Source organism: Microbulbifer mixtoriginis (SeqCode) (genome assembly GCF_052467235.1).
The window spans coordinates 1,752,263-1,777,983 of the sequence record NZ_CP174305.1 but is presented as its reverse complement, the minus strand read 5'-3'; the positions used below and the strand labels follow the sequence as shown (position 1 = coordinate 1,777,983).

Here is a 25,721-nt window from a genome sequence, read left to right as displayed (position 1 = left end):
TGTCGATGCGAGTTCTGTATAACGTTATTTTTCGAGCGGCGATGCCACTTATTTTGCTGCGTCTGTGGTGGCGCGGTCGCAGCCAGCCTGAGTATCGGCTGCGCCTTGCTGAGCGCCTGGGAAAAGTGCCGAAGCGTCTTAGTTCTGCGCCTTTACTCTGGGTGCACTCAGTGTCCGTGGGGGAAACGTTGGCGGCGATACCGGTGATTACCCAGCTGGCGGCTCGCTACCCTCAGTGGCAGTGGCTGGTGACGACGAGCACCCCCACAGGTTCTGAGCGGGTGACTGAGGCGCTGCGCCCTATTCTTGGCGGCCGTTTACTGCATTACTACCTGCCTTACGACCTACCTGAGTGTCTGACGCCATTCCTGCAGGCTTTGCGTCCGAATATGCTTGTCATTGTGGAAACTGAGTTGTGGCCGAATCTCCTGCACTTTTGCAGAAAGCGCAATATACCGACGCTGCTGGCCAACGCTCGGCTCAGCGAGAAATCTGCGCGCGGCTATGGAAAGTTTCCAAGATTTACCCAATCGATGTTGGCAAATCTGGATAAGGTCGTCGCTCAGTATGATGTGGATGCTCAACGCTTTGTTAAGTTGGGCTTGCCGGCACCGCGGGTGCTGGCCAGTGGCAATATCAAGTTCGATCTGGATATCGGTTTAGGACTGGTTAGTGAGGCCCAGGCCCTGGCTCACCAGTGGCGTGGGCCTGAGGGGCGCAAGGTGTGGCTGGCTGCCAGTACCCATACCGGTGAGGATGAAATTATTCTGGATGCCTATCGGGCATTGCTAAAGACCAGTGAAAATTTACTGCTGGTGTTGGTTCCCCGGCACCCACAGCGCTTTGCAAGTGTTGCAAGGCTCTGTCAGGAAAGGGGCTTCCAGGTGGTTAGGCGCAGTGAAGGCCGGGTGCCATCTGTCTGTGATCAAATACTCCTGGGGGATACGATGGGAGAGCTGCTGAGCTTCTTTGGAGCGAGTGATATGGCCTTTGTGGGTGGCAGCCTGGTTCCTGTGGGTGGGCACAACATGATTGAGCCGGCAGCCTGGGGGATACCGGTGGTATGCGGGCCTTTCCTGCATAACTTTTCCACCGTTGCCCAATTGCTAAAAGATGCTGGCGGCATGGTGATTGTCAAAGATGCAGCGAGCATAGCTGAGCAGCTGGGTCTTTGGTTGAAAAATGATCGCCAACGTATGGCTGCAGGGCAGAATGCCAGAGTGGTGGCGCAGGAAAATAGTGGTGCTTTGCGACGTCTGCTGGATGAAATTGAGATTCTGATGCCTGATTTGGAAGATCAGTGAGTGGCTCAGAGTCCACTCACTGGTAGAAGTATTACTGATAAAGTGCTTACTTAGAAGGAGCTGGAGTGCCGGGAGGACTGGACTCGCCCACACGGAACACATTGTGTGCCGGATTCAGCATACTATCCAACTCCTGAAGATCTTTTGGTGACAATAGCCCCGCCACCTGTTTGAGATTCAGGGTGTTGATGATGTAGTCGTAGAGGGCGTTGGCATAGTCCGTCTGAGACTGAAACAGGGTACGCTGGGCCAGCAGTACATCGACGATATTACGCGTGCCTACCTCGTAACCTGCCTGGGTGGCATCCAGTGCACTCTTGGCAGAGACCACCGCCTGTTGCCGCGCCGCCACACGGGAGACATCGGTTACTACCGCACGGTGCAGGGTGCGGGTCGACTGAATAGTGTTGCGTTCGGTCAGATTGCGCAGATCCTGGGCCTGGAAGGACAAGTTGCGCGCCTCGCGGCGATTGGCGCTAATCAGGCCGCCGGTATAGATGGGAATATCCAAGGTAATTGCTACGGTAGTATCGCGGTTGTCTAAATCGCGAGGAAATGTCGTACTTCGGTTTCGGGTTCGAAATTCTCCATCAAAAATTGCCCTCCTGGTTTGGTCACCTTCCGAGGTGAATTTATTGTATGAGACTGAACCGGTAAGTGTAGGCAGGTGCTCACTGGCAGCCGAGCGGGCGCTGTAGCGAGCTGCCTCGGCATTCAATCGCGCAGCTTTGAGGTCGAAATTATTGGCCAGGGCAAAGTCGACCCAGTCGGCACGATCCGCCGGGACCGGCGGCGCCACCTGGAAACTCTCTATTAACGGAGCAACCTCATCGTGATAGCCGCCAGTTAATACAGAGAGGGCGTCAAAGGAAGAGAGTAAGTTATCCTGTTCCGTTAAGCGGCGGGCAACCGAGCTATCGAAAGCCGCTTGGGAATCATAAACGTCGGTGATTGCCGTCAGCCCCACCTCGAAGCGCTGCTGGGTCTGTTCCAGCTGCTTGGCCAGAGCCTTTTCCTCAGAGACGGCCGCTTCCAGCACATCATAGGCGCGTAATACATCGAAGTAGGCAGTCGCTACGCGGATCATCATATCCTGCTGGTTGGCGCTGTACTCTGCTGTGGCCCGTTCAGTTAGTTTCTTACCTTGCTGATAGCCAAACCAAGCGGGGGCATCAAATATCGCTTGGCTCAGGGTGGCATTGTAAATCCTATCGTCAAAGGTGCCTGTGTCTTTTTGAAGAAAATCAATGAGTTCAACATTCTCAACGTCATCTACATCGTCATTAACGGGTTCTGCTTGACCTGATTGATAATACTCGTGATTTCTCGCCGCCTGGATTTGAGCGTTCACCTGCGGTAACAAAGGTGCACGCAGCTGGTTTTTTGCCTCTATTCCAGCATGGTAGGCGGCGCGGTCTGCAGCCAGCTGGGGATCGTTATCCAGCGCCTGCATATAAATATCCCACAGGGTGTCGGCCTGGGCCTGCATGGCGCCGAAGCCCAGCAGGGTGGCGGCGATTAGTTTCTTCAGTGGACGCAACTGGCGGCCTTTCGGCACTTTGCGGTTACTTCTTTTCATCTGTTTCAACTTCCTGTGGCGGGTGCGGTCTTCAAGCTTCTGTCAGTTCTCTGGAGCGGCACTCGAGTTTTGGTTCTCGGTGGGTTCCCTTGGCTCGCATGGTCCGATGTTGCTGCCAGTCTCCCCAATTAGCAGTCGCGAGAGTGTACCCGCGGCCAGTCTAAGCGTCGAGGCGACGCTTTCGGCTTTTTGGTATATCTTCGTTAAACCGACGCGAATGTGCGTTTACCGGTATCTGCCTGGCAGTATCAGGGCAGCATTGAATAGGGCAATGCCCCTACATTGCAATAGACGCGCCATGGAAGTATTTGGATGCGGCAAAAATTGTGCAGAATAAGGCAAGGACCTCTGGCACATGGATCAGCTGCGCATCAAAGAGCCAATACCCTGGCAGCGTGCCTGCCACGAGTGCGACCTGTTATTGACCGGCAGTCTGGCACCGCCCGGTCAAAAGCTGGTTTGTCCCCGGTGTCGCTGCACACTGCACCGCAATAGCAATCACAGTGTCTATTACACTATTGCCCTGAGTCTCACCGGGCTGTTGTTATTTATTCCCTCTGCCAGCCTGCCATTACTCAAATTCTCAATTTTCTCTTTTGGTGCCGATAATACCCTATTGAACGGGGTTCACTCCCTCTACAAAGCAGGATTTATCTGGCTGGCGTCTCTGGTTTTGTTTTGCAGCGTGCTGGCGCCCCTGGGCAAATTTCTGTTGTTGTTATTTATTTGCTGTGGCAGTGCCTGGAGGCTTTTGGATCGAGCGGTTGCCTTTGCCGTACGCTGGTATCAACACATCAAAGAGTGGGGCATGCTGGATGTCTATATGCTGGGTATTCTGGTGGCATTAATTAAATTGAGAGACCTGGGCAAAATGGATGTGGAGCCGGGGCTCTACTGCTTTGGTGCCATGATGTTAGTGGCAAACCTCTCCTCTCTTAGTTTCGACCAAAATGCCATTTGGCAGCGAATTGCGCTGCGGCGTGTCCTGCGTGAGGCGGCCACATGAGTGCCCCGCAGAAAGCCCTCCAAAATGGAATGAGCAGCTGTTTGAGCTGTCACCAGCTGATTATTTTACCGGCCCGGGGAGGGCGTTGCCGCTGCCCTCGTTGTGGTGCGAGTGTTTATGGACGCATTGATGGCAGTTTGATGCTTACCTGGGCACTGACAATCACCGGTGCCTTGTTGTTACTTCCAGCAAATATCCTGCCGATTATGAGTGTTGTTTACCTTGGCGCCGGTGAACCCAGCACAATTATCAGCGGTGTAATGCAACTGTATAACAGCGGTATGTGGGGCATCGCTCTCATTGTCTTTGTGGCCAGTATCGCCGTGCCGGTAATGAAACTATTGGGATTGGTACTGCTCTTGGTACAGATCCAATTGCGATTGCATTTTGTGCCCTCTCAAGCGATGAAAATATATCGAGTGGTTTCCGGAATCGGGCGTTGGTCGCTGCTGGACCTGTTTATGATTTCTATTCTGGCGGCGCTGGTGGACATGGGATTTATCGCCCGAGTGGAAGCAGGGCCGGGTAGTACCGCTTTTGCCTCGGTGGTGGTGGTCACCATGATGGCGGCGCGTTCTTTCGATCCGCGCCTAATATGGGATGCCCATGATGGCGACCTGTATGCAACCGCGGTAGAGCCGGAAACGGCTCACAGGAGTGCGGCGGAGAATGGCTGACAATACGCCAGTGGATAATGACACCATAGAACCCAGCGCCTATGAAGGCCCTCAGCGGGGACAAGTGCGCAGGAGTCGCGGCCTGCCGCTTGTGTGGATATTGCCACTGGTAGCGGGTTTGATTGCCGCCTGGTTACTTTACCAGGATATGGCTGAGGGGGATGTGCACGCGAGCATCCTATTTCACTCCGGCGATGGTCTGGTGAAAGGCAAAACGGTGGTGAAATATTCCGGTGTGGATATCGGCATAGTGCAGGATGTGCGCCTGGTACCCAATGCCAAAGAATTAAATGGTGCCGACGGTGTTTTGGCTGAAGTCAGTCTTAACCGCAGTGCCGAGTACCTGTTGGTTGAAGGCACCGAGTTTTGGGTGGTGAAGCCGGAGCTCTCCATTACTGGTATCAGCGGATTGGAGACTTTGCTATCGGGTAATTACATTGCGGTGGAGTCCGGCAGTGGCAAGCGTAAGCGGGAGTTTGTCGCTCTGGATCGTCCACCGGCATTTATACGCGGCGACGGTTTACGCGTGGTACTGAAATCCCGCCGGCTCGGCTCCCTCAGCCGGGGCTCACCGGTGTACTACCGTCAGTTACGTGTGGGGCAGGTGGCCGATTACAGTCTCGACGAAAATGGTAGAGAAGTCAGTATCGAATTATTTATCCGGCGCGAGTACGGCTATTTGGTGCATCGTGGCAGTCGCTTTTGGAACAGCTCCGGGATTTCGATTGAAGGAGGGATCAGCGGTATTAGTATCAACCTGGAATCTCTCGCCGCTCTTTTTGCCGGTGGTGTCAGTTTTTACACGCCGGAATCCCAGCGCCAGTCGCCATTGGCGGTCAATGGCACAGAATTTAAGTTATATAAAAACTTCGCTGCCGCAGATGCGGGTATTGCCGTCACTTTAAATTTTGACCGAGGTGTCGATGTGACACCCGGTAGTACCAAGGTGTATTACCAGGGCATCAAAGTGGGTGAAGTCAGTCGCGCTAAAGCCAACAAGAGTATGAATGGAATGGAAGTACGTGTCCTGATGGACCCGGCGACCGATGACCTGCTCAGTGAAAATACTCGCTTCTGGTTGGCGCCGCCCACTTTTGATTTTAGCGGCGGCTTGAATGAATTAATTCAGGGTAACCGTATCGAGGTAGATCTGCGTCGGGGGAAGCGTTCTCAGCGCACTTTTTCCGCGCGGGCTTCGGCACCACAAATGGACCCTAGGGTCCCTGGACTGCATTTACGCCTCACCTCCCGCAACCCGGGCTCACTGCAGCGCGGTGCCCCCGTATATTTTCGCCGTATCGAAGTGGGCAAGGTACAGGGGATGGAATTGCGCAGAGATGGCGAAGGCGTAGAAGTGTATGTGGTGATTGAACCGCGCTATGCACACCTGGTTAGGCCAGGTGCCCGATTTTGGAATATCAGTGGATTGCGCGCTAGTGCGAGCCTGAGCAGTGGTATCAAAATACAGGCGGATTCGTTGATGTCTTTGTTGCGTGGTGGTGTTGCTTTTGGCATCCGGGGTGGGGAGTACGAAAAGGGTGGACCTGCGCAAAATGGCGATCAGTTCCCTCTGTATCGCAGTCGCGAAGCGGCGATGGAAGAGGGCATTGAAATCAGTATTAATTTACCCAGCGCTGAGGGGCTTAAGGAAGGGGCTCCGCTGCGTTACAAAGGTGTGCAAATTGGCGAAATAACCCGCTTGCGCCTCGGCAGGGATCTTGGTGAAGTTCAGGCACGAGCAAAGCTCTACCATCGCGGTGGCAATTTTGCTCGTGCCGGCACCCGTATCTGGGTGGTGTCCCCGCAAATTGGTATCAGTAAAGTCGCGCACCTGGACACACTGATTACCGGTCGTTACCTCGCCCTGGAGCCCGGCGGCGGGCCGCCGGAGACAGAGTTCTACGCCGAGCTTCAGGCCCCGAAGGAGGATCTTGCCGAAACTATGAGTCGACCCGGCCTGACGGTAATACTCGATGCAGCCAGGCGCGGTTCTCTGGTGGCCGGCAGCCCCGTTTATTATCGGCAGGTGCAAGTGGGGGAGGTTACTGGCTTTGAGCTGGGAGAGTGGGCGGACCGGGTATATATCTTTGTGCACATCGAGCCAGAGTATCGCCCGTTGGTGCGTGAGCATACGGTTTTTTGGAACGCCAGTGGTGTGGATGTGAATTTTGGGCTGAAAAGTGGTCTTAATGTTAATACCGAGTCTGCTCAGGCTCTAATTAAAGGGGGCATTGCTTTCGCCACGCCCGAGCCGCCATTTATGGGGTTCGAAGTGGAATCCGGTAGCCACTTTCCACTCTACCCACGGGCGGAACCCAAGTGGTATAAGTGGAGCCCCAAAATAGAGCTTTATAATTATTCGGAACCGGTCAAATAAATAACAAGGTAAGGAGCATTTATGCGTTATATAACCATGGGATTAATGACTCTGCTGTTCTTGGCCGGGTGCCAGGAAATGCAAGTGGAGCGGGTGAGTACGGGGGCCCAACCGGTGGCTTTTTCTACCTATAAATGGGGGGTGACGCCACTCAATGATGCGGATGCCTCAGCACAATTGGTAGAGCTAGACGAGGAGATGCGCAACTCAGTGGCGGCGCAATTACAGCAGCGCGGTTACCGAGAGGTGGCCCAGGACCAGAATGCAGACATGGTCGTGGATTATCAGGTGGCTGTGGTTGATGAATTTTTTTCCGGCGATACACGAGACCCAAGCTGGGACAAGCAGTTTGATAGCAATGCACCCCAGGATGTCGTGGAGCTGCCGCCGCTCACCGATGCTCCGCTGGTAATTATGAGTGTGGGGATTGGTCGCCCCGACGGCGCGATAATTTGGGGGGGCAGGGCCAGTGAACTCCTGACTCGCCCAGACAGTATTGAGCAGCGTCAGCGTCTGATCTCACGGGGCGTGTATGAATTGTTGAGGGATTTGCCTCAGGCCTACCAGTAAACTGAAAAATTATCGGCTCTTTATAATCCCTCCAACTAACTCCTCATCGCCGGCCGTTGGCCGGCGAAACTCCTCAAAGATCAGAAAACTACCAGTTACTATTTTTTACTGGCCTGTTTTTTTGCGGCCCGCACAGGCAGGGCTGCAAAAAATTACTTTGAAGGCAGTCTGCAATTTTTGCTAAGGGCTAGGGGCGCCCACGTTGCATCAGGGTTTCGTAGAGTTCAATATAGGAATCCACGATAAACTGCTTCGAGTAGCCATTCGCATACACTTCCGCAGCATTCTCGATCAGACTCTGGCGCAACTCTGGGTTATCCAGCACGGAGCGGATGGCTTTGGCCAAGGCATCAGCATCATCGATAGGTGTGATCAGGCCGCTATGACCATCGCTGATAACTTCCCCGGGGCCTTGGGAATTGGTGGCGACAATGGGGCATCGGTGTGCCCAGGACTCCATCACAATTGAACCCAGCCCCTCGTGCCGTGATGGGCATACGAACAAATCTGCGGTGCGCATCAGGGTAGTGACGTCGTTGCGCCAACCAAGGAAGCGCACGCGCTGGTCCAGACCGAGTTTATGGCACAGGGCTTTCAGGTTGGACTCTTCGGGACCTACGCCGGCGAGCCACAGGGTGGCATTGGGTATTTGCGCCAGAGAGTGCAGCAGGACTTCGAAGCCCTTGTTGATGTGCAGACGGCCTGCAGCGAGGATGAGGGGCTTGTCTTCCGGCGTATCGAAACTGTTGCGTGGTAGCGGTTCTACTGGAGTTTCATCGGCAAAATTGGGGATATGAAAAATCCGCTCCCTGGGAATACCACCATCAATCATATGCTGGCAAATACCCTTGCTGATACCGATCCAATAATCTGCGTGTCGGTAGTACTTCAGGTTGTAGTAGTGGCCGAGCCGGCTGACCAGTAGATAGTTTTTTGAGTTGGGAGTGATAATAGTGGCACGCCCCATCCAGGTCATAACGATGTCCGGCTGCCAGTTATTCAGTGCCTCGCGATAAACTCTGCGGCCTAGAAAATCCAGTTTGCCACCAAACTTAAAACCTTCGGTTTCAACCCCATTGTTACGCAGCGCTTGCACACGGTGATCGTGGTTGCGGATAAAGGCTTTCTCATTAATCTCAGTGCGCGGGTTCAAACCGCTCACCAGGCGCACGAAAAAATTTTCCGCACCGCCGTGCTCGGCACCGGCGAGGACCTGTGCCACTCGAATTGGTTTGCTACTCATAAATCCAACGTATTCTGTGTAATTCTTCCGGTGGCCCGTTATTTCAGCGTGCCATCCAAGTTGATATCGCGGGCCCAGGCGTAGTCGTGACTAAAGGGCTGTAGGCTGGTGGCCTCAACAATGTACTGGGCGTAAAGCTTCGAGTTCATTTCGGTGTGGAAAAATTCCCGGGCTTTAGCTGCCCAAGTACGGCGCTTGGCATCATCACCATGGAAATCGCGGATTTTTTCCAACAGGTCCTGCTCATCAGAAAAGTAAACTACGCTCTCTGGGGGCAATAGTTCGTCGAAGTGCAGCTTGTCACTGGTGAATTGCAAAATACCATTACCGGCAAGCTGGGCCATTCGCGCAGAAGAGTACCAGTAGTGGGTGTCTTGGCGATTAAAATTCAGTCCCATTTTAGTTTGCGCGAGTGCGCGATCGTAGTCTCGTCCCCATACTGGCGCTTCACCAAAGCTGCCGTAGGTTTTGAAGTTCAGTGAATCTCCCAGGGTATCCTTGAGATTTTTTACCATTTGCAAGCGCTTGGTGAAATTATTGCTGTTGCTACAAAACAGCAGATCAATAGACAGATCAGTGCGTTCGGCATTATTGAGGTTTTCGATAGAGGGTTCGACCGGGTTGGGCATATGGTAAACCCGGGCGTTAATGCCCTCAAAAATACTCAGCTCGCGACGGCCGGTGGAGACGAAGATGGCATCGGCCACTTCGGCGCGATGTTTGATACGCTCAACATTGCTGGGCACGAACAGTGGATCGTTATTGCAGTGTGCGATTAGGCAATTGGGCTGTTGTTGCTTGATCGCCTTCAGGGTGTCGTTACTGATCATGTCGCAGTGGCCGGCGATGATCAGGTCGGGCTCAAATGCTTCAATCGTTTCTAACAGGCGGCGATTGGCTTTGCTCACCCCTAGGTCGCGGATTCCGAAGGGCGCTTCGAAGGCTGCCACATCCCGGTCGCTGAACACCTGCGTATAGTGATCGTTTTTGATCAGGCCAAAAGTCAGTTTCTGTGCCCAGCTAACCCGCGTCTTACCGTAACGGCGCAGTTGCTGGTAGGCGATATTGAGCACTCTCATGGTGGTGCGGTCTCTAAAAAAATCCAGGAAGATATTACGTATGGCCGCTTGCTAGAGAGGCTGGTACGGTGGGCGCAGAGTATAACAGCTGCATCCCGGTCATATAGTGTTCGAGTATGCAGACCCCACTCGCGCAGAAGGTCAGCGAACTAATGTCAAAAATGAAGAGTCAAAAGGGGTTGTCCCCAGAGTTTTCCGCAGATTCTGTAGAAGTTGTTTCCAGGGAAACGGTTTATAAGGGATTTTTTTCCATGTTGCGGCTACGGCTGCGCCATCGCCTTTTTCGTGGTGGCTGGAGTGAAATCTTTACCCGGGAGCTGTTTGTACGCGGTCCGGCAGTAGGGGTATTGCTCTACGACCCTGAGCGAGACCTTGTTGCGCTTACCGAGCAGTTTCGTATTGGCGCCCTAGAGCGGCCGGCAGGCCCTTGGTGTCTGGAAGTGGTGGCCGGCATGGTGGAAGCCGGGGAAGACCTAAAAGATGTAGCTCGGCGTGAAGTATTGGAGGAAGCGGGGCTCAAAGTGCAGGAATTGCACTTTATCCACAGTTATATGCCCAGTGTTGGCGGGAGCTCCGAACGGCTACACCTGTACTGTGCGCTGGTGGACTTGAACTGTGCGGAAGGTTACTTTGGTTTGGAGCAGGAAAACGAAGATATCCGCTTGCGGGTGTTTTCCAGGGACTCGGTACTCGCCGCCATGGCGGGGGACTATGCTCCAGGAGAGAACCCTATCGATAATTCGGCCACCATTATTTGTATGCAGTGGCTGCAGTTGAACCGGGCAAAATTAACAAAACACAGGCCAACTGCCTGACCGTCACTTGCGTTACGCAATGTTACCTGCGTATAGAGCAAACTGAGATCTGAGTCACGGCGGCCAATGAATTGGAGTGTTGATAATGGCTCTACTGGGAGAAGCGAAGGTGCGGCAGCAAAGGAAGTTGAAAATGTCGCCAAATGGCAACGCTAGGGCGGTGTATCGAGTCGATCTACCGTCTTATCATGCCGATTGTGACGCCAACTACCTGCGCTTGAGCAAATTGTTGCCTGAGCTTTCACAAAGAGCGCTTTGGCGCTACCAGTTGCCCGGCGGCACTCTGGTGTTGAGAGTAGTGGAGCGCTCCAGATATACCACGGAGGTGTCTCTGGCGGCGGAGGTAAATCTTAACGAGTGCCAATGGCTGGAACCTCCCGACTTGACTGTACGCCTCTACCACGATGCGTGTATGGCGGAGGTGATTAAAGCCAATGGTCGCGGGCCGGTGGGTGGTAAAGGAGTGGATACCGCCTATCCCAATCCCCGTATGCAGCATGCAGATGAGAGACCCCAAGCCAATCGCTTCCTTGGTGAATGGTTGGAGTACTGTCTTGCAAATGGTCGTGCAGAATTTGAACTGGTGTTGGATGGCCAGAGATTTTAATTCTGCTGCAGAACACACGGATGTGAACACAAGGTGAGCAAGTGATTCGCGAGCACAACAAGTCGGATTCACCCCTGGGGGTGACTTCGCACCGTCTTATCCAGATCACAGATCCACATATCGGCAGCAGGCCCGATTATCAATTATTGGGTCTGGATACCGGCCACACCCTCGATGAAGTTTTGACCTCTCTCCAAAGCAGGCAGCCCCATGCCCGGGCTCTGGTCGCCACTGGCGATATCAGCGCCAATGGTTCTGAGGCATCCTACTGCCGGTTCTTAGAAAAGACCCGCATACTTTCCATGCCCTGGTACTGGCTGCCCGGCAATCACGATGTGAGTGCCCGCATGAAAAAACTGGCCCCCAATCGCTGTATCGATTTGGTCTCCTTGGGGGATTGGCGCCTGCTGCTGTTGGATACCAGTGTGACAGGGCAGATTTGTGGTGGCTTGGACAGCGCGAAACTGGAGCGCCTTCAGTTGCTCCTTTGGGAGACTCGCGATCACCCGGTGATTATTATGATGCATCACCAGCCGGTCCCTGTGGGGAGTAAGTGGATTGATGGCCATATGCTGCGCGAAGGCTGTGAGACATTTTTGCAAATAGTTGATCAGGCCCCCCAGGTAAAAGCCTTGGTTTGGGGGCATGTACACCAGCAGTTTGACAGCAACCGAGGCCATCTCGGTCTGCATGCCACTCCCTCTACTTCGGTACAGTTTACTCCCGGCAGTGGCCCCTTCGCTGTCGACGAAGAGATGCCCGGCTACCGCTGGTTTGAACTGTATAGCGATGGCTCCTACGAAACCGGTGTGGAGCGGGTGGCTATCTCCAAGTATTGTGTCGATCTCGCCTCATCCGGTTATTGATTTAAGTCAAACCGCTGCGAATTCGCAGCGGTACTTTCACTAAAGCTCTCAAGTCTTCCTCCTTGCTATTGGCTCCCCAGTAAAGAATGCAATGTTTTCGGAATAGGCAGCAAACAGGTCACTGCCTATTGGTAACAACCATTCCTATTTTGCGCGACCTGAGCACAATGTATTTTCCCCTCTCTTTTTCAGCAAAAAAACCAAATAAAACCATTCTTAACCAATCCCCTGTGTTTTTCCCCTATCCTCCCCGTACAATGAGATTACCTGTATTGAGCGGTGCTTTTTGAATATGGGAAAAGCGTGGTGAAAGGTGAGCCAATAAAGTATTCAAGTGTGGTTTCTAGAATTGCCGAGGTTTGAAGCCTAACGGTGATAGATAATGTGATTGGAGCCTCTCGCCGAATAGATATTTTTCGGAAATTCAGGAGCTTGTAAATGCAACAATTATTTTCTATACCTCTCCTCGCAATTTTATTATTGATTACGGCTTGTAGTCAGCAGTCCACTTTACAGGATCGTAGTGATGGTCTGGAAGCACGCCCCAGCCAGCTCGATGAAGTCGCGGCAGCTTTCGCCTTGGATCTCAGTGGTGCTAAGGTTTATATCGCACCGGTTCAAATTGACTACACCAAGCGATTCTCCTCCCTACCCAGGCGCCAATATCGGGAAAAAGATTACGAGCTGGACCATAGGGATCTACAGCGTTTGAATACACTGTTGGCGCAGAGCTTTAGTAATAAGCTGCTAAAACCGCGCAATGCCCAGCAAGTGTCGGAGCAGGCGGAAGCCGACTACACCCTATCCCTGTCACTGCAAGATTTTTCCCTGGCTGCACCGCTAGATCCATCTCCCTGGACTTGGCGTGTCTATACAGAGCAGAGCGCCTACGCACAGCTGGTAGGTACTTTGTACGATCGTAACGGCAGCGCAGTAATGCATTTTCGCGATCGGCGGGATATTGGTGAGAATTTCGGTTCCTCTGGGCCGGGTGGACGGCTGGAACGTTTCACCAGTGTTACCTTTTGGTCAGATATGCGTGTGGATATTCGCCGGGCTTTTGCTAGCTTGAACAGATCGCTGCTGTAATCGGTCTCTGGAAGAGCAGGAACTGTGAGGAGGCCAGCCCCATTGCTGCCGTGGGGCGCTATAATCCCCGACTATGCAAACACAAAATCTCAACGGAAGGCCACTGCTGATCTATCTGCACGGCTTTCTTTCATCGCCTCAGTCCTTTAAATGCCAGCTGATGCGGGACCGGTTGGCTGCCAATCACCCACAGATCATTTTCTGTGCGCCACAAGTCTCCCCCTATCCAGGAAGTGCTCAGCAATCATTGCTGCGCCTATTGGATGGCTTCTTTGACTCAGACAACTGCGGCCCAATAGGGTTGGTTGGTAGCTCTATGGGGGGATTCTGGTGTACCTACCTAGGCGAGCGTTACCATTTGCCAGCGGTGTTGATCAATCCGGCCGTTCGCCCATCCCGCTTTATGCCGGCCTACGTCGGCCAGGTGTTACAACCCTACAGTGGTGAGTCGCAGGAGTATCGCCTAAGCGGTGCGGACGTTGATACCATGGCGCAATTGGAAGCAGAGATACCCAGTCCACTGCTGAGCCGCTATTGGCTTTTGGCACAGCGAGGCGATGAAACCCTCGATTACCGCGATGCAGAGTCTTTCTATCAAGGGCAGCGTCAAACTGTCGAGGAGGGGGGCGATCACAGCTTTCAGGGCTTCGCGCGTTACTGCGATCCCATTGTCGAATTTCTATTTAACCAGCAGTAATTTATAACCATTATGGCCAATTATTCCGCCGAAGATATTGAGGTACTCACAGGGCTGGACCCGGTGCGAAAGCGCCCGGGCATGTACACAGATACCACCCGCCCCAACCACCTCGCCCAGGAAGTGATTGACAACAGTGTCGACGAAGCGCTTGCCGGGCACGCGAAAAAAATTGAAGTGGTATTGCACAAAGACCAATCGCTCTCGGTTAGCGATAACGGTCGCGGTATGCCGGTGGATATTCACCCGGAACAGGGGCGCCCTGGTGTTGAAGTGATTCTTTCCACCCTGCACGCTGGTGGTAAGTTCTCCAACAAAAATTACCAGTTTTCCGGTGGTCTACACGGTGTGGGTGTTTCTGTAGTAAACGCTCTTTCCAAAGTGTTGGAAGTGACCATCCAGCGGGATGGTAAGGTGCACCGAATCGGTTTCAAAGATGGGGAAAAGGCCTCGGATCTTGAGGTTGTCGGTAATTGTGCAAAGCGCACCACAGGCACCAGTGTACGCTTTCTGCCCGACCCCAAGTATTTTGATTCCGCAAAATTCTCCGTGGTGCGACTGCGTCACCTACTGCGCGCCAAGGCGGTATTGTGCCCCGGCCTGACGGTCACTTTTATTAATGAGCAGGACGGTGAATCAGACGAGTGGTACTACGAGGACGGTCTCAAAGACTACCTCGCCGCTGCCAATCAAGGCTGGGAAATCTTGCCGGTCGAGCCCTTTGTGGGTAGCTTTGCCGCTTCTACCGAAGCGGCAGACTGGGCAGTGCAATGGCTGCCGGAGGGCGGTGAGATTACCGCCGAATCCTACGTTAACCTGATCCCCACCGCCCAGGGCGGTACCCACGTGAATGGGCTGCGCGCGGGCCTTCTGGATGCCATGCGTGAGTACTGCGAGATCCGCAATTTATTACCCCGTGGTATTAAGTTGGGCCCTGAGGATATCTGGGGGCAATGCTCTTACGTACTCTCCGCCAAACTGGCAGACCCGCAGTTCTCCGGGCAGACAAAAGAACGCCTCTCCTCCCGTGAGGCCACCGCGTTTATTTCTGGCGTGGCCAAGGATGCGTTCAGCCTGTGGCTGAACCAACATACGGAAGAGGGTGATAAGCTTGCCGAGTTGTGCATTGGTAATGCACAAAAACGAATGCGCTCAGCAAAAAAAGTCGCGCGTAAGAAAGTCACTCAGGGGCCCGCGCTGCCGGGCAAGTTGGCGGACTGTTCCAGTGCCGATACCTCCCGCTCCGAACTCTTTCTGGTGGAGGGGGACTCCGCTGGTGGTTCCGCCAAGCAAGCGCGGGATCGCGAGTTCCAGGCCATCATGCCGCTGCGCGGTAAAATCCTGAATACTTGGGAAGTGGACTCCGCAGAGATTCTCGCCAGCCAGGAAGTGCACGATATTGCAGTGGCGCTGGGTGTTGATCCAGGCAGTGACAATCTGGAAGGGCTGCGCTACAACAAAATCTGTATCCTCGCCGATGCCGACTCCGATGGCCTACACATCGCCACACTACTCTGCGCTCTGTTCTTACGTCACTTCCGTCCGCTGGTAACTAACGGTCATGTCTATGTCGCCATGCCGCCACTGTTCCGCATAGACATCGGTAAAGATGTTTACTATGCGCTGGATGAATCAGAGAAGCAGGGTATCCTCGATCGTATAAGCGCAGAAAAGAAAAAGGGCAAAATACAGGTGACTCGCTTTAAAGGTCTGGGTGAAATGAACCCCATGCAGTTGCGTGAAACCACCATGGACCCCAATACCCGTCGCCTGGTGCAACTGTATATTGATGCCGGCGATGACAGCAATCAGCTTTTGGATATGCTCTTGGCTAAAAAGCGTGCCGGGGATCGCAAGCAGTGGCTGGAAAGTAAAGGGAATCTGGCTGAAGTGGGTTAAGCCCTAATTAATCGCTGATCTATTTTTCTTAGGTTGCCTTAGTTTACTAGGGCAACAATTTAAAGCGCTATGGAAGGTATTTTGTGAAATTAAGCCATTTATTTATCTTTTTTATTTTTTTCGTTTCTCCTTTAGCCGGGTTGGCAAAAGATATTCAGTCTTTACTTAATCTGGAGATAGATAGTTTTATAGCAGAACTAAAAGGCGAAGATAACTTAGCCTTATCCAAAGCTGCTAATCGTATAACAGGATCTGGATTAAGTGATGAACGTTTATTTGATGTGGCTGAACAGGTTCTCCTAGAAAAACACCAGGCGAATATGACAGTTGCTCAACGCGATGAGCAAGTGATTAGTGAAATCGTCAATTTATTACGTACACTTTCATCATCTGGAAATACAAAATATTCACCCACTATCAATAAGATAATGCGTGAAAGTGGTAATCGTGCGATTAGAAATCGAGCGAAGCATGTGCTGACCAAGTTTAGTTTTTATCAAAAGCGCAATGCATTGATGCAAAATATGGAAGGCCATGTAGCTACTAATAGCTTGCATACTACACGCTTACTAAATTTGCTCAATAGTAACGATATGATCATGCAGCGGTTTGCCGCTGAGGAAGTTGTCCGCGATGGAGCTGCTGAAACCGTAATTCAGGAGTGGTTTTATAAGGCAGTAGAAAAGGATGTTAGGCAGCCTGTAGACAAACTACATATCGATACACTTGCCTGGTACTGCAAAGCTCTAGGTACGGTTAATAAAAGTGAGTACAAGGAATTCCTGAGTTCTATCGCTGATGATAGAAATGTACACAGAAAAATTAGAAGACACGTGAAGAAAATTCTCGGCTAGGTAGCTGCAACTGAGCGAGATGCCTTTGTCATTTCGCTCACAACTCATCTTTCATTCTCCTCTCTTGTTTTTTCTGTCGGCATAGAAATATGTTTAACAAATATGCCGCGATTTTTTTAGGATGATATATTTCACCTCTTCCTTCTCACTTTATCCTTGGTGGATACTTTTACTTACTAATTTGAACTCTCTGAAATTTAATGGCAGAGGGACTATTTTTGCTTTTATTTAAAGGTTATGTCGTTGGCTGGTTGTATATAGGGTGCTCAGGCGTATAAGTAATTGTTTCTGATTGGTGAGACCTGTTAGATGACAACAATATTAGAGTTTTGGATGCGTTAACCATCTTCTTGTTTTCTTAAAGGTCGCCAGTCTTCCAGACGCCTATAAAGAGGAAATAAACGTTCTAAGTTAGGCGATTATATACTTTTGGTCGTAGAGCGTTATCTGTTGGTATACCTGTAAAAGCTAAGAGTTGATTCTAAAGTTATTTAAATTACCGTCTTATTCGATGGGGTAGAGTCGGATTATGGTGTGGGATACATTAAGTGCTGTGGGCGAGCTTGTTGGAGCCTTCGCAGTTGTCGCGTCCTTAGTCTATCTTGCTGCTTTAATAAGAGTTCAGAATAAAGAATCCAAAATTGCTTCTATGCATGAGATATCTATTGCTCATCGAGAAGCTGTGGCGGCAATTTGTGAAGGTCCGATGGCAGATGTTTTTGCGAAGGCGATGAAGGATTTTGATTCGTTATCTAGTGCTGACACTTTGAGAATCATTGGTTTTGTATATCGTTTTTTTAAAATTTGGGAGGAGGCCTATTTTCAATATAAGGCAAACAGGCTGGATTTTACTATCTGGGACTCAATGACTCGTCAATATACTGCATATTTATCGATGATTCCCTTTAAGAGGATATGGGAGTTGCGATCTGAATATGTAGCTCCTGAATTCCGTGATTATGTAAATTCTAGAAAGCCAGTAGATTTAGTTTTACCCAATGCAGTCAGTAAAAAGTGATTCCCTTGTCCGCTGTGGAGATACAGGAGTTTCATTCCGATGGTTGCAGTATCTTTCCTGATGGCACTCTTGAACAGAGTGAATTATGGCTTGATTGCTGCTATGCCCATGATCATGCCTATTGGAAGGGGGGAAGCAATTCGCAGCGGCAAGAGGCTGATCGTGACCTAGAAGTTTGTGTTGCCAAAACTGGGGAGAGGGAAGTTGCGTTGTTGATGCTGGTAGGGGTTAGAGTTGACGGGACGCTATTCTTGCCAACCTCATTCCGTTGGGGCTATGGTTGGCCCTATTTGCGGGGTTATAAAGCCTTAACAGAAGAAGAGCTGGATGCTATTGAACAGCTGCAAGGATCTTTACCTGGGTCGTTTTAGATAGTCTAATAATATTTTTATTCAATATATAAGATTAACTCTATGGTTTTTGCTCTCTCAAGGATACTGGGAGCTAATGGTGATATGATCAATAATCAGAAGGTTTCTTAAAAGGGATTTATAGCGTGGCTTATTTTCGTGGTGTTTTATGGTTCTGCATTACCCTGAATATACTGGTCTTTGCTTATCTGGCCTTCCTCTTGGGCTGGAATGTTGGGCTTCTTGAAGTTTTACTGGGAATCATTCTTGCTAATTTTCCTTTGCCTTTTATGGTTCGCTGGTGTGAGCGTATGGCCAAGGATTTAAAGGGGTACTGGATCAACTTTATTCCCTATATAAGCCCCGTATTGGTAGGGTTTGGTGGCTCAGCGGTCTATATTAATGCAGCGCTAAAAGGTGAAAAGGTATTTTGGCTTTATTTAACTGTGCCTATGGCACAGGCAACGGCTTTTTGGGTACTCCTGGCACTGGTCTTTTGTATTTACCCGTTCATTAATACTGAAAGGCAAGAAGTGGTAGAACCTGAGTATAGTAGCAGCGCTGAAAGCCCCGCAGACATTTTGAAAAAAGAGCAGGAAAGGACGGATGAAATTGCTTAGTGTTTGTAAGCATTACTGTATATAGGTTCATATCTTTTATTGTTGATTAGTCTTCTGCTGGTTCCCTTTTCAGTAGCTGTCCATACTCTTTGGAGAAGTGGTTTTTTAGCCATTGCATCAGGCTACGTACGCGAACTAATTGATGGCGCAGCGGGGGGCAAACCATAGAGAGCTGGGTGGACTCTGACCATCCAGGCAAAATTTCCTGTAATTTACCTTTTTCGATATCTGCTTGGACGTAGATGTCTGCCAGGCGAGTTACACCAAGTCCTGCCAGTGCTGCAAGGTGCATCGCCCGGCCGCTGATCAGTTTGATACCCTGTTCCACCTCAATCTTATGCCTGGTCTTACCACGCGTTAGCACCCACTGATCAACACTGCCGTAAATTAGGGGTACTTTCGAGAGGTCCATGGGCTTTAGAATTGGGCCACGCATTTTGATAAAATCCGGACTCGCAACATAGCGGGTTTTGATACTGTGCAGTTTGCGTACTACGAGGGTGGAATCTGGCAGCTGCCCCATACGTATTACTAAATCGTAACGATCCTCAATGAGATCGACACGCACACTGGAAAAATCCAGCTGTATTTGTATTTCGGGATAAGTTTTCTGGAACTTAATGACTAGGGGGGCAATGATCTCCTCGCCGATAATCCCACCCACCGCATTGATACGAATTTTCCCCTTTATTTCCTCTTTGGCATGTGTTGCCCACTCTGCGGCACTATCTAGTTGCTGTATTGCCTGCTTGCATCGCTGGTAATAGCCTTCACCGACCTCAGTAAGCCGCAGCTTACGGGTGGTACGGTGTAACAGTTGAACACCCAGGGTGGACTCTAATTCGGAGACTTGTTGGCTGAGTGTAGCTTTGGAGAAACCTGTATGATCCGCAGCAGCAGTAAAACTGCCCCGCTCAGCCACAGCAATAAAGGCGCGTATGGCTCGCCAAGAGATATTGTTCATTAATTCCAAACAATGATTTCACATTAGTTGAGTTAATAGACGTAATTCTAAATTCTATACTGCCGATACAAAAGGGTTATCCCGAAGTCTTTAATCATTGATTGCAGAAGAGAGAGTCAGTATGTCTAAGCCATTGATTGTAATAACAGGTGCCAGCTCTGGAATTGGAGCATCAATAGCTCAGCATATGTCGGATGCCGGGCATCCGTTGTTGCTATTGGCGCGTCGTCTGGAAAAATTAGAAGCGATGAATTTACCGAACACCCTCTGCAGACAGGTCGATGTCACCGATCCTGCTGCGTTATCTGCAGCAATTCAGGAGGCTGAGACTCTTTATGGGCCTGTAGATTGTTTGGTGAACAATGCCGGTAAGATGTTGCTAGGGAACATAGAGACCCAGAGTGCTGAAGAGTGGCGGGAGATGTTTGATGTCAACGTGCTCGCCTTGATGAACTCCATGCAGGCTGTTTTGGCCGATATGAAGTCTCGTGGTCGCGGTACTATCCTCAATATCAGCTCGATTGCCGGAGTGAAGACATTCATCAATCATGCTGCCTATTGCGGAACCAAGTACGCAGTGTCGGCGATTAGCGAAACCGTGCGTGAAGAGGTTGCCGCAAGCGGAGTACGTATTATGGCCCTATGCCCAGGAGCTGTGGAGACAGAGCTACTGAGTCATACCACTTCTGAAGAGATTATCAAAGCTTACGAAGAGTGGAAGGCCTCCATAGGTGGCGCCATTAATGCAGAGGACATCGCTCGTACGGCGTTGTTTATGTACAGCCAGCCCCAGAATGTGAATATCCGCGAAGTGCAAATAGCCGCTACAGGCCAGGATCGATAGATGAGTTAGATCGGGAAAGAGGGTGAACAATCTAGCTATTGGTCGGCCTCCTTCCTGAAAATTGTTTGGATACTGGAGAAATCCAGTTCTTCATTGCCCTTCAGACTGTGTAAGCCAAATAGATTTCTGGCTAGTGAGCCGAGCGGTGTGTAGCTTTTGCTATTGTCGGCGGCTTGCTGAGCAAGCCCCAGATCCTTACACATCAACCCCACTTTAAAGCCTCCACGATACTGATTGCTAGCGGGCACACTATCCATAACACCGGGATAAGGATTATAAGTTTGTAGGGACCAGTTGGCGCCCGAGCTTTTCGCCATGATTTCAGTTAGCACTTTGGGATCAAGGCCGTTATCCACCCCCAATTGGAGTGCCTCGGCGGTGCCAATCATATGAATAGCCAGCAACATATTGTTGCAGATCTTTGCCGTTTGCCCAGCTCCGGCAGGGCCTGCAAAAAAAACATTGGCCCCCATATGCTGTAGAACTGTTTTGGCTCGCTCTACATCCTCGTGCTCACCGCCACACATAAAGCTGAGAGTTGCGGCAGCTGCCCCTTTGACTCCGCCAGAAACAGGAGCCTCTATTGCATGAAGGCCTTTATTTCGTGCGGCGTTAAGTAGGCGTTTTGAGCTGCTTGCTGAAATTGTGGAGCAATCAATAATTAAGGATCTCTCTTCGATAGCTTCCAGCAGATGATCTTTTTCAATATAAAGGCTCTCTACCGCAGCACTGCTGGGTAACATACTAATAACAAAATCTGCTCCCTTCACCGCTTCTGTTGCTGATGAACATTTTTCAACTCCCTGTTCTACAGATTTCTGAAGCAACTCCTCTACTGGATCGAAACCTCTTACACGGAATCCAGCTTTGATTAAGTTAAAAGCCATTGGGGCACCCATATGCCCCAGACCAAGGAAGGCTGTGATTTTATTCATGGCAGTATCCAAAAAATTAAATTTTATTGGTATGTGCAGTTACTTTAACTGTATCGTCATATTTGCCTGTTCGGCATGTTCAATATCTGAATCGAACCAGCGGGCTGTGATGGTTTTTGTTTCGGTATAAAAACGCACGGCCTGCTTACCATAAGCGTGGAGATCCCCATAAAATGAACTGCGCCAGCCAGTAAAGCTAAAGAAAGGTAATGGAACCGGGATAGGCACATTGATTCCTACCTGGCCCACAAGAATTTCATGCTGATATTTACGTGCGGCTGCACCGCTGGCAGTGAATATGGAGGTCCCATTGCCGTAAGGGCAGTCATTCACCAGTTTTATTGCATCATCTAAGTGATCTACATTCACCAGACATAACACTGGCCCAAAAATTTCATCAGTGTAAATTGACATCTCGGTAGTAACATTGGCAAATAATGTAGGGCCAACCCAGTTACCATGGGGATATCCATCCACTGTAATTTTTGAACCATCCAGAAGGCAATCCGCCCCTTCTTTTTTGCCCGTCTCGATATAACCCAGCACACGTTCCTTTGCAGCAGGTGAAATTAAGGGGCCGTAGTCGGATTGTGGATTCTTCCAATGCCCGGGTATTATCTTTGCCATCGCATCCTGTATATCAGGAATCCAACTTTGCGCTTCACCCACTAATACCACAACCGAAATAGCCATGCATCGCTGACCGGCAGCCCCTACAGAAGAGCCGATGATATTGTTAATAGTGGCATTTTTATTTGCATCAGGCATCACTACCATGTGGTTTTTTGCCCCGGCAAAGGCCTGTACTCTTTTTAAATATTGAGTGCCTGTTTGATAGATATGGCGCCCAACTGGCACGGAACCGACAAAAGATATAGCTTTAATATCCGGATTTTTTAGTAAGAAATCTACCTGCTCGCGACCACCATGGATAACTTGTAGAACCCCTTTGGGTGCTCCTGCCTGCTCAAATAATTCAGCCAGTTTGCAAGGTGTAATGGGGTCTTGTTCAGAAGGTTTAAGAATAAAGGTATTGCCACAGGCAATCGCTAGCGGAAACATCCACAACGGTATCATTGCGGGAAAGTTGAATGGCGTAATACCGGCGCAGACGCCAATGGGTTGAATATAGGAATAGCAATCTATAGCACTGGCAACGTTTTCAACAGTTTCCCCCATTAGCAGGGTAGCAATATTGGCGGCATGCTCAACCACCTCAATGCCTCGCCAAACATCCCCCTTGGCATCTTCAAATGTTTTACCGGTTTCCTCTGCGAGAATCTCGGCCAGGGCTTCTTGGTGCTCTTTCAGGAGAGCTTGGTACTTGAGCATAATACGTGTTCTAGTAGGAACTGGGGTGTTCCGCCAAGAAATGAATGCCCGCTTGGCGGCGTTGATTGCCTGGAGTTGTTCGGCCTCAGTGGTATAGGGGGCTTGGGTTAAAACCTCACCTGTGGCGGGGTTTGTCACATCCAGCCACTCCTTGGTATTGGACTGCACCCAGTCGCCGTCAATGAATAGAGGAAGGCGTGAAGGGATGGATTTATTCATATTATTTGCCTTACCAGTAACCGGTGGGAAATTGCCAAACAGTTTAGGCGTTGCCTGAGTGAAAAAAGAGGTATTTTACGCCGCTTCTTGAGATGAAGAATATCGATGAGAGTTTTAGCTGAGGAGCTTCCAGCTTTTGTTTGCAATATTGAATTTTTGTGCGCACCTTCTCAACCTGAAAAATAGCCTGCTTGTTTTCAAGCTTTGTCCGTAATCATGCTGTTAGTATGCCCTCTCTGTAGATTTGTAGTGAATTTGTGAGGTTTTCTATTCATTTAGTTTAAGAAAGAGGGTAAACGGTGTCTTATAGAAAAATATTTCAGGTATTCGTTTTATTTCTTATGGGATCTTTCAGTTCCTTACTATCGGCAACCACTTTGGAGGATCTCCGGGCCCATACACCTACGTCAGATAAAACCTGGGCAGAACAATGGTTTTACAATATTGCTGTGCCGGATGTTGGATACTTCAAGATAAGTCTCCAAACCTATATTGCCCCTGATTTTGTTGCGCCTGCACCTAAAGCCTATATCCACTTGGCGTTTTCACCTAGAAGCGGTGTTGAGGTCAAATATGATATTTTCCGGGACGAAGTGATTTTGTCTAATCCAGATGGCTCCGATGGTTTTTATTACGAGGTTCCAGGGGTCGTTGTGGCAGATGAGGAGGGTCTTAGAGTAAGTCACTCAGACTTTAATTTTTCCATGTATTGGGCCGGGGAGCATCATCATTATTGGCATGGTTTAAACCCAGGTCAGACACCGTTCGGTATTATTCCAGAGCTGCCGGGAGTTGGAGGAAGATGGTTTCTCTATACAGTTGGGACTCCTATTGAATACAACTTTAGTGATGCAGGTCAGTCCCTAATAGGGCAGGGGTTTGCACAGCTGGATAAGGGATGGTATGACAAAGAATCCAGTGCCGGAATGATCTATTCAATGGGCCTGTCAGATGAACTTTACTATATGTTTACCGGAGCAAAACTGGGAGAGTCTAATTTCGAGATGTGGGCAGGCCGATATATTTCAGATGAGTATGATCTGATTTTTCACCCAGCATTTAATAATCTCTCCGTAAAGAGGGAGCTGGATGCTTGCGCTGGTCGTCTCAAAGTTGAGCTAAACAAAATAAAGTATAAGTTGGTTATGGAGGCGCAAGCAGATATTAATAGCTTTTATCCACTATTGTTTCCTTCGGTTATCATCTTTGGCGGTGAGCAAAGGTATATGAAATCCATGCAGGCTAATATTAACTTCTCTTTGTATAAAAAGGGAGATTTGGTTGAGTCTGTCCAGATGCCTCAGGGGCTTTTAGAATTTAGCGGCCCCTTAGCTTGTGAAGATTTCTTCAACTGAAATGTGATATTTTTCAAGGAATAGCTAATTGTCTTTTTTAGCAAGGCCGAACTAGTGAGTTTCGCCTTGCTACTTCCTATACTAGGCCAGCAGGTTTAATGGTATTGAATAGTGATATTACTTGCCTTGGGAAGCCAATCCTGTAAAGCGCTATGCTCAATTTCCCCAATAACCGCCATACTCGGGTGATTTCTATCTTTCAGGAGCACTATTTTGATATGGTCCTGATGCAGGTTTTGAAAGTGATCATAGGGTGAAATTGGGTCAGTATTGGAAGCAAATAAAAGCACGGGCACAGGAGTGTTGGTTAGTAAAGGTTCAATTTGTGTTTTCAGTAGGCTTATATTGGCTTCCTCTAGCGCCATTGACGCTCCTATTTTTATTTCTTTTTCAGAGAATGCTCTACTAAGTAGGGGAAAATTCTCTTGGGCATAATTATAAACAGACTGGTCAAATTCCAACATGGGGGCTTGTAATATTAGGCCGCTGATATCTTGTCGAGATTGAGCGATTCTCGCCGCAGTAAGGCTCCCCATGGAATTACCAAGAAGATAAATGTTTTTACTTTCTATCAGGCCTTTATGGATAAGCTCGTCAATTAGCCTGTTAATCACTTCGCTATCACCAACGCCATATTCCTTACGGCCTTCAGATTCACCATGGCCGAGTAGGTCTGGAATAACCACCTGAAATCCAAGGAGACGAAAATATAATGCTGAGTGAAGCATGAATTCTTTTGAGATTCGGAATCCATGTAAAAGAATGATGGTCCCAGAATAATGTTTGTTCAGGACTTCTTTATTTATAGATAGATTAACTTGACTGGTTTGATTGCCAGAGTCAGTTTCTATGGAGTATTTAATTTTACCCTTTTCAAGGGGGGCAGCAAAGAAATAGCTAATGCACAAGTTTCTTAGCTTGTCACAGTAGTTATTTTTATGGAATCCCCATGATTTTATCTGCTCATTTGAAACTACGTGGTCGTAAGGGAAGCTTTTTGAGCTTGCAATATAATTTCTGATGTTCACTGCGCAAGATGATATAAATAAACAAATTGATATGGTCAGAAGCAGTTTTATTGATTTCATTTTAATAGGCATAAATTGTCACTAAAATCTAGTGTTAATCAAAAAAATAAAGTGCCATGAATTACGTTTGTATCAGTAGCGGCGCACTACATGTGGTTAGGCTAAATTGATTCAACTTTTGGCAATTGCTCATTTCTCTAAAATTTATGTAAGCAAAGTTTCACTTTTTCTTTGATTGCTTTAGGAGAGTTTAAAGCTTTTCCAGCTGGCGTTGTTCCCGATCGACTTTGCCTGTAGTTAAATAGATCTATGAATATGCTGACCGGAAGGTCACCTATGGGTGAAGTTGATAAGGTAAGGGGAGGTTGTGAACTTGCAAAAGGAAATTGTTCGG

General features: G+C 49.5%; 24 protein-coding genes. 17 read left to right on the top strand and 7 right to left on the bottom strand.

What is annotated here, in order from left to right; genetic code table 11:
• Positions 1-5: 5 nt before the first annotated feature.
• Positions 6-1,304 (top strand): lipid IV(A) 3-deoxy-D-manno-octulosonic acid transferase, encoded by a 1,299-nt coding sequence (gene waaA, locus ACJJIO_RS07765; protein WP_444910977.1) that lies wholly within the window; start codon positions 6-8, stop codon positions 1,302-1,304.
• A 46-nt stretch (positions 1,305-1,350) separates the two neighbouring features.
• On the opposite strand, the gene ACJJIO_RS07760 is transcribed toward waaA, so the two are convergent.
• A complete protein-coding gene (locus tag ACJJIO_RS07760; protein ID WP_444910665.1) occupies positions 1,351-2,883 on the bottom strand; it encodes a TolC family outer membrane protein in 1,533 nt (510 codons plus the stop codon).
• Between the two features lie 355 nt (positions 2,884-3,238).
• Between ACJJIO_RS07760 and ACJJIO_RS07755 the strand changes: the two genes are divergently transcribed.
• From ACJJIO_RS07755 to ACJJIO_RS07740, 4 genes are read left to right on the top strand one after another with little or no spacing between them, the layout of a single operon-like run.
• Entirely contained in the window at positions 3,239-3,889 is a 651-nt protein-coding gene (locus tag ACJJIO_RS07755) for a paraquat-inducible protein A (protein ID WP_444899656.1), read from the top strand.
• Positions 3,886-4,566, top strand: coding sequence for a paraquat-inducible protein A (locus ACJJIO_RS07750; RefSeq protein ID WP_252083550.1), 681 nt, complete (start codon positions 3,886-3,888; stop codon positions 4,564-4,566). The genes ACJJIO_RS07755 and ACJJIO_RS07750 overlap by 4 nt, the downstream gene beginning before the upstream one ends.
• Positions 4,559-6,943, top strand: coding sequence for a PqiB family protein (locus ACJJIO_RS07745; RefSeq protein WP_444882965.1), 2,385 nt, complete (start codon positions 4,559-4,561; stop codon positions 6,941-6,943). Before ACJJIO_RS07750 ends, ACJJIO_RS07745 begins: the two co-directional genes overlap by 8 nt.
• A 21-nt stretch (positions 6,944-6,964) precedes the next feature.
• Complete coding sequence (locus ACJJIO_RS07740; protein WP_252083548.1) at positions 6,965-7,513, top strand: DUF4136 domain-containing protein; 549 nt, start codon at positions 6,965-6,967, stop codon at positions 7,511-7,513.
• 187 nt (positions 7,514-7,700) lie between these two features.
• Here ACJJIO_RS07740 and ACJJIO_RS07735 read toward each other — a convergent pair whose 3' ends face one another.
• On the bottom strand, positions 7,701-8,756 hold the full coding sequence (locus ACJJIO_RS07735) for a glycosyltransferase (RefSeq protein WP_444910664.1): 1,056 nt from the start codon (positions 8,754-8,756) through the stop codon (positions 7,701-7,703).
• Between the two features lie 38 nt (positions 8,757-8,794).
• Positions 8,795-9,835 (bottom strand): glycosyltransferase family protein, encoded by a 1,041-nt coding sequence (locus tag ACJJIO_RS07730; protein ID WP_444910663.1) that lies wholly within the window; start codon positions 9,833-9,835, stop codon positions 8,795-8,797.
• Between the two features lie 116 nt (positions 9,836-9,951).
• Here ACJJIO_RS07730 and ACJJIO_RS07725 point away from each other — a divergent pair, with 116 nt between their 5' ends.
• From ACJJIO_RS07725 to ACJJIO_RS07680, 10 genes are all read left to right on the top strand, one after another.
• On the top strand, positions 9,952-10,650 hold the full coding sequence (locus ACJJIO_RS07725; protein ID WP_444882961.1) for an NUDIX domain-containing protein: 699 nt from the start codon (positions 9,952-9,954) through the stop codon (positions 10,648-10,650).
• Positions 10,651-10,735: 85 nt separating this feature from the next.
• Positions 10,736-11,257: a DUF1249 domain-containing protein gene (locus ACJJIO_RS07720; protein ID WP_444910662.1), complete on the top strand. Its 522-nt coding sequence runs from the start codon at positions 10,736-10,738 to the stop codon at positions 11,255-11,257.
• 41 nt (positions 11,258-11,298) lie between these two features.
• On the top strand, positions 11,299-12,123 hold the full coding sequence (locus ACJJIO_RS07715; protein ID WP_252083544.1) for a phosphodiesterase: 825 nt from the start codon (positions 11,299-11,301) through the stop codon (positions 12,121-12,123).
• Positions 12,124-12,561: 438 nt separating this feature from the next.
• Positions 12,562-13,212 carry a hypothetical protein gene (locus tag ACJJIO_RS07710; protein ID WP_444889227.1) on the top strand — a complete coding sequence of 217 codons (651 nt, stop codon included), beginning with the start codon at positions 12,562-12,564 and terminating at the stop codon, positions 13,210-13,212.
• A gap of 73 nt (positions 13,213-13,285) precedes the next feature.
• Complete coding sequence (locus ACJJIO_RS07705; RefSeq protein WP_252083542.1) at positions 13,286-13,909, top strand: YqiA/YcfP family alpha/beta fold hydrolase; 624 nt, start codon at positions 13,286-13,288, stop codon at positions 13,907-13,909.
• Between the two features lie 12 nt (positions 13,910-13,921).
• Positions 13,922-15,808 (top strand): DNA topoisomerase IV subunit B, encoded by a 1,887-nt coding sequence (gene parE / locus ACJJIO_RS07700; RefSeq protein WP_286036993.1) that lies wholly within the window; start codon positions 13,922-13,924, stop codon positions 15,806-15,808.
• An 83-nt stretch (positions 15,809-15,891) separates the two neighbouring features.
• Positions 15,892-16,662, top strand: a complete 771-nt coding sequence (locus ACJJIO_RS07695) for a hypothetical protein (RefSeq protein ID WP_252083528.1) — start codon at positions 15,892-15,894, stop codon at positions 16,660-16,662.
• A 529-nt stretch (positions 16,663-17,191) separates the two neighbouring features.
• Positions 17,192-17,680 carry a hypothetical protein gene (locus ACJJIO_RS07690; RefSeq protein WP_252083527.1) on the top strand — a complete coding sequence of 163 codons (489 nt, stop codon included), beginning with the start codon at positions 17,192-17,194 and terminating at the stop codon, positions 17,678-17,680.
• A complete protein-coding gene (locus ACJJIO_RS07685; RefSeq protein ID WP_444910661.1) occupies positions 17,677-18,051 on the top strand; it encodes an FAD-binding oxidoreductase in 375 nt (124 codons plus the stop codon). Before ACJJIO_RS07690 ends, ACJJIO_RS07685 begins: the two co-directional genes overlap by 4 nt.
• 125 nt (positions 18,052-18,176) lie before the next feature.
• Positions 18,177-18,650 carry a hypothetical protein gene (locus ACJJIO_RS07680; RefSeq protein ID WP_444889230.1) on the top strand — a complete coding sequence of 158 codons (474 nt, stop codon included), beginning with the start codon at positions 18,177-18,179 and terminating at the stop codon, positions 18,648-18,650.
• 46 nt (positions 18,651-18,696) lie between these two features.
• On the opposite strand, the gene ACJJIO_RS07675 is transcribed toward ACJJIO_RS07680, so the two are convergent.
• The gene (locus ACJJIO_RS07675) at positions 18,697-19,614 is read right to left on the bottom strand and encodes a LysR family transcriptional regulator (RefSeq protein WP_444889231.1); all 918 of its coding nucleotides are present in this window, start codon (positions 19,612-19,614) and stop codon (positions 18,697-18,699) included.
• A gap of 121 nt (positions 19,615-19,735) precedes the next feature.
• Here ACJJIO_RS07675 and ACJJIO_RS07670 point away from each other — a divergent pair, with 121 nt between their 5' ends.
• The gene (locus tag ACJJIO_RS07670; protein ID WP_252083523.1) at positions 19,736-20,458 is read left to right on the top strand and encodes an SDR family oxidoreductase; all 723 of its coding nucleotides are present in this window, start codon (positions 19,736-19,738) and stop codon (positions 20,456-20,458) included.
• A 35-nt stretch (positions 20,459-20,493) separates the two neighbouring features.
• Here the strand turns inward: ACJJIO_RS07670 and mmsB are convergent, their stop codons facing one another.
• Together mmsB and ACJJIO_RS07660 are read right to left on the bottom strand one after the other, a co-directional pair.
• Positions 20,494-21,393 (bottom strand): 3-hydroxyisobutyrate dehydrogenase, encoded by a 900-nt coding sequence (gene mmsB / locus ACJJIO_RS07665; protein WP_252083522.1) that lies wholly within the window; start codon positions 21,391-21,393, stop codon positions 20,494-20,496.
• 39 nt (positions 21,394-21,432) lie between these two features.
• Positions 21,433-22,944, bottom strand: coding sequence for a CoA-acylating methylmalonate-semialdehyde dehydrogenase (locus ACJJIO_RS07660; RefSeq protein ID WP_444910660.1), 1,512 nt, complete (start codon positions 22,942-22,944; stop codon positions 21,433-21,435).
• Between the two features lie 299 nt (positions 22,945-23,243).
• Here ACJJIO_RS07660 and ACJJIO_RS07655 point away from each other — a divergent pair, with 299 nt between their 5' ends.
• The gene (locus ACJJIO_RS07655) at positions 23,244-24,299 is read left to right on the top strand and encodes a hypothetical protein (RefSeq protein WP_444910659.1); all 1,056 of its coding nucleotides are present in this window, start codon (positions 23,244-23,246) and stop codon (positions 24,297-24,299) included.
• Positions 24,300-24,394: 95 nt separating this feature from the next.
• Here ACJJIO_RS07655 and ACJJIO_RS07650 read toward each other — a convergent pair whose 3' ends face one another.
• On the bottom strand, positions 24,395-25,399 hold the full coding sequence (locus ACJJIO_RS07650) for an alpha/beta hydrolase (protein ID WP_444910658.1): 1,005 nt from the start codon (positions 25,397-25,399) through the stop codon (positions 24,395-24,397).
• Positions 25,400-25,721: the final 322 nt, after the last annotated feature.